Origin of the sequence: Thiohalophilus sp., from assembly GCF_031581315.1 — a bacterium.
In the GTDB taxonomy this organism is placed as follows: Bacteria; Pseudomonadota; Gammaproteobacteria; order UBA6429; family Thiohalophilaceae; genus Thiohalophilus.
The window spans coordinates 17,319-21,563 of sequence record NZ_JAVLAZ010000026.1; the positions used below are offsets into that span (position 1 = coordinate 17,319).

Genomic DNA, 4,245 nt, shown 5'->3' on the forward strand with positions numbered 1-4,245 from the left:
ACTTATTTATACGCCGGCCAGCGACAGCACCAGCCTGACGACCCCGATGATCACGGCAATAAAGATCACCACGCCGATAAGGCCCAGCGTGATGTATTGCCAGGGCTTGCCATGGGTAAAGTCCCGCTCGTAATGCTTGCTTTTCTGCACACCAAGAAACCCCGCCATGACGCTCTTGGCAACATCCCACAAGCTTGGAGCCTGGTTGTTATCGTTATCCACTACAACACCTACCTTCTTTGACTATTCTGGATTCCAGATCTGATTGTATCATCCATCTCATAACTGCCGCGCCATGCGCTCGCCTTCTTTCACATCCACCATCAGCAACAGGATACCGCCGATCAGAAACAACACTGTCACCGAAAGGATCGCCAGCCGCGAACTGTCGGTCAGAACGGCCACCGACCCCATCAGCACCGGCCCGATCACCGCTGCAAACTTGCCCATCATGTTGTAAAAGCCGAAAAACTCGCCCGACTTGTCCGGCGGGATGATGCGTGCGTACAGCGACCGACTCAGAGACTGCACACCCCCCTGTACCAGGCCGATCACCACCGCCAGCAGATAGAACTCGTACACCTCCTGCATGAAATAGGCCCAGGTGGTGACGATAAAATAGACGCCCAATGCGATCAGTATGCCTGCCTTGGCGCCTATCTTGTTACCGAGAATACCGAACAACAGCGCCGCCGGAAACCCGACGAACTGGGTAATTAACAAAGCGACGATCAGATCGTTACTGTCAAAGCCGATCGACATCCCATAATCCACTGCCATGCGCACCACCGTATCGACCCCGTCGATATACAACCAGTAAGCCAGCAAAAACAGGGATACCACCTTCAGTCGGCGAATTTCGGCAAAGGTATGGCGCAACTGCCGAAAGCCACCGCGTATCGCCTTGAAAACCGGCATTCGCAATCCCTCATCGGCCGGCACATTAAACGCCAGTGGCAGGGTAAACACCGCCCACCAGATAGCCACGGTGATAAAGGCGAAGCGGACCGCCTCGCTGGCATCGGCAAAACCAAACCAGGCGGGATAGAGAGTCATCAGCACATCAAGTGAAAATAACAGTCCCCCACCCAGATAACCCAGCGAAAAACCGTAACCGGAGACCAGATCGTAATGTTCCGGCCGGGTTACCTTGACGATCAGGGCATCATAGAAAATAACACTGCCCATAAAACCGATCACGCCAAGCGCATACAACGTGGCTGCGGCCAGCCAGGCGCCCTGAGCCACCCCGTAGAGGCTGGCCGTCATAATCATGCCCAGCGCGGCGAAAGAGAGTAATAGCCGCTTGCGGGCCTGACCGGCATCGGCGATGGCGCCGAGGATTGGCGCGAGCAGGACTATCACGATACCGGCAATCGAGTTGGCCACACCCAGATGAAAGGTACTGGTGGTGGCCGATTGATCCGCACTCCAGTATTGCTTGAAAAAGACCGGAAACAATCCCGCCAGCATCACCGTGGCAAAAGCCGAGTTGGCCCAGTCATACAAAGCCCAGGAAAGTACTTTCTTTTCAGTGAGCAGTTTCCACATGCCGGTCTCGTTTTACGTTTGTTGTTATTCCCGCAAGGCCCGTGCCCTGCCGGTACCGATCATCCCTCTGGCGGTTGACCGTATTGCCGTTGCAATTGCCGATAATCGATCTTGCCACTGCCCAGTTGCGGCAGCTTCGGTACAGAGACCAGCCTGTGCGGCAGGCCGACTTCGGGGATACCCTGCTCACGCGCGGCCTCAAGAAGCTCACGGCGTTGCGGTTGCGCCCGGGTCGTGATCAGTACCAGCTGTTCCCCCTGCCCGGCATCGGGCACATGGATAATCGCATGCATTGCATGCGGCCAGACGCGACTGACGAATTCCTCTATCTGTGCCAGCGAGACCGTCTCGCCATCGACCCGGGCAAAACGCCGGACCCGGCCAATGATGGTCAAAAACCCCCGCTCATTCATACTGACGATATCGCCGGTATCATACCATCCCTGCCCGGCCGCGGTGGCCGGTGGCTGCAGCGTATCCGGTTGTTCGGGTTGCAGGTAACCGAGCATCACGTTGGGGCCTTTCACCCACAGACGTTCGCCGGCTTCCACGCCCGGCTCCGCCACCAGTCGGTAATCCATACCCGGCAGTAACCGACCCACCGTACCGGGGCGATTTTCCATCGCGGTGTTGATGGCGATCAGCGAACTGGTTTCGGTCGCACCATAGCCTTCGAAAATACGTACGCCGAAACGCTCACTCCACATACGGCGGGTCGACGCCTGCAGTTTCTCCGCCCCGGCAAACACATAACGAATGCTGTAAAAATCATAGGGATGGGCAAAGCGCGCATAGCCGGCCAGAAACGTGTCGGTACCAAACAGAATGGTGGCATTGATGTCGTAGGCGATCTCGGGAACGATACGATAGTGCAATGGGTTGGGATAGAAGAAGACCCGTACCCCGGATATCACCGGCAACACCGTGCCACAGGTCAGGCCGAAGGCATGGAACATCGGCATGGTATTGAGGACTACATCCCGCGAGCTGAAATCGGTACGGCTGACCAGTTGCGAACAGTTGGCAAGCAGATTGGCATGTGACAGAACCACACCTTTGGGTTTGGCTTCGGAGCCGGGGGTAAACAGCAGCACTGCCGGATCATCCGGCCCGGCCTCACCGGCACGACCGCGATATCCCAGCCTCGGAAACCAGGCCGCGAACAGGCCGCGCAGTTTATGCAGCCAGCGAAGGCCACTGACCACCTCTTCGAGGTAAATCACCTTCACTTGCCGACCCAGTTCGCCGAGCAGCTCATGCAGGTGGACATAATCGGCAAACTGGCGCGAGGTATAGATCGTGTTGATGCGCCCGATGCGACAGGCCTCGAGCAGGTTTTTGACCCCGTCGGAATAATTGAGCAGTGCAGGCACCCGCTGATAGATCTGCAGTGCAAACAGGGTGATCAATGTTGCAGTGGTATTGGGCAACAGAATACCGACATTCTCTGTGCGCCGGGTTCGCTCAGCAAGCGCGTCCGCCAGGATAAAACTGCGCTGAATCAGCTGGCGATAGTTAATTGGTACCCGCTCAAAATCCTCAGCGATCTTGTGCCGGCCGCCGTGAATCCGTTGCGCATCGAGTAATGCATCGAAAATCGTGCAACGGTAATGGCTGGTGGCGAACATCATCTCGGTCATGATGTCGGTCAGTCGCTCGCCGGCATAGATGCGCCGCGCGCGCCCACGCACCTCGGCTGGCGCCTTGATCTTACGCGGCGGCAGAACGGTCAGGGTAATGCGCGGAAACCAGCGCACCCGGATCCGCTTGCGCAGGCGGGAGAAAGGCGAATACTGGGCACCATCGATGCGCACCGGCAATACATCGGCATCAACCTTGTCCGCCACCAGTCCCGGGCCGTGATAGATCTTCATCAACGCCCCGGTCACGGTGATCCGTCCTTCGGGAAACAGCACCACGCTGTGATCGTCCTGCATATGGCGGATCAGCGATTTGAGGGAAAACGGACTGGTCGGGTCCATCACAAACAATGTTACCAGTGGTTTGAACGGACGTATGAACCACTGATTGACCATGCGGGTATGGATGGCAAAACTCAACTCGCGTGGCAGAAATACCGTCAGCAAAAGAGCGTCGAGGAAGGAGGTATGGTTGGCTATCAGCAAAGTGCGCGGACCGGCCTGCTGCAGGTTTTCCAGCCCCTGCACCTCGACCCGATAGAGCAACCTGAGCAGGGCGCGGAAAACAATCTTGAGTAACGTTCGCATCCGCTATTGATACCGGGTCACTGCCCGGTTTGTAAAGGGCTTTTACCCCGGCGCCGGCAGGTTAATGTTCACGCGTGGCGTGGAACTCGATATCCGGCCAACGCTCGATGGTCAGATCCAGATTGACCCGTGTCGGCGCCAGATACGTCAGACTGCCCGAGGCATCCAGTGCCAGGTTATCCGCGGCTTTTTTACGAAACTCGTTGAGCATCTTCTCATCATTGCAGATGACCCAGCGGGCGGTATTCACATTGACCGCCTCGAAACTGCATTCCACGTTGTACTCTTCTTTCAGGCGAAAGGCCACCACGTCAAACTGCAGCACGCCCACCGCGCCGACGATGATGTCGTTGTTATTGAGCGGGCGAAAAACCTGCGAGGCGCCCTCCTCGCTGAGCTGATCCAGCCCTTTTTGCAGGGCCTTGTTTTTCATGGGATCGCGTAAACGGACCCGGCGGAACAGTTC

Annotated in this window: 3 protein-coding genes and 1 pseudogene; all 4 read right to left on the reverse strand. The window is 57.0% G+C overall.

Annotated elements, in window-relative coordinates; genetic code table 11:
* Nucleotides 1–6: 6 nt before the first annotated feature.
* A complete protein-coding gene (locus RI563_RS05585) occupies nucleotides 7–222 on the reverse strand; it encodes a DUF2970 domain-containing protein (RefSeq protein WP_310693373.1) in 216 nt (71 codons plus the stop codon).
* Nucleotides 223–279: 57 nt separating this feature from the next.
* Nucleotides 280–1,551: an MFS transporter gene (locus RI563_RS05590; RefSeq protein ID WP_310693374.1), complete on the reverse strand. Its 1,272-nt coding sequence runs from the start codon at nucleotides 1,549–1,551 to the stop codon at nucleotides 280–282.
* Nucleotides 1,552–1,610: 59 nt separating this feature from the next.
* A complete protein-coding gene (locus RI563_RS05595; RefSeq protein WP_310693375.1) occupies nucleotides 1,611–3,779 on the reverse strand; it encodes an AMP-binding protein in 2,169 nt (722 codons plus the stop codon).
* 61 nt (nucleotides 3,780–3,840) lie between these two features.
* Nucleotides 3,841–4,245 (reverse strand): annotated as a pseudogene (gene prfC, locus RI563_RS05600) (peptide chain release factor 3); the annotation flags it as partial.

Coding starts and splice junctions, on each gene's coding strand:
- RI563_RS05595 (WP_310693375.1), bottom strand. CDS start 3,779: ATGCGAACGTTACTCAAGATTGTTTTCCGCGCCCTGCTCAGGTTGCTC.
- RI563_RS05590 (WP_310693374.1), bottom strand. CDS start 1,551: ATGTGGAAACTGCTCACTGAAAAGAAAGTACTTTCCTGGGCTTTGTAT.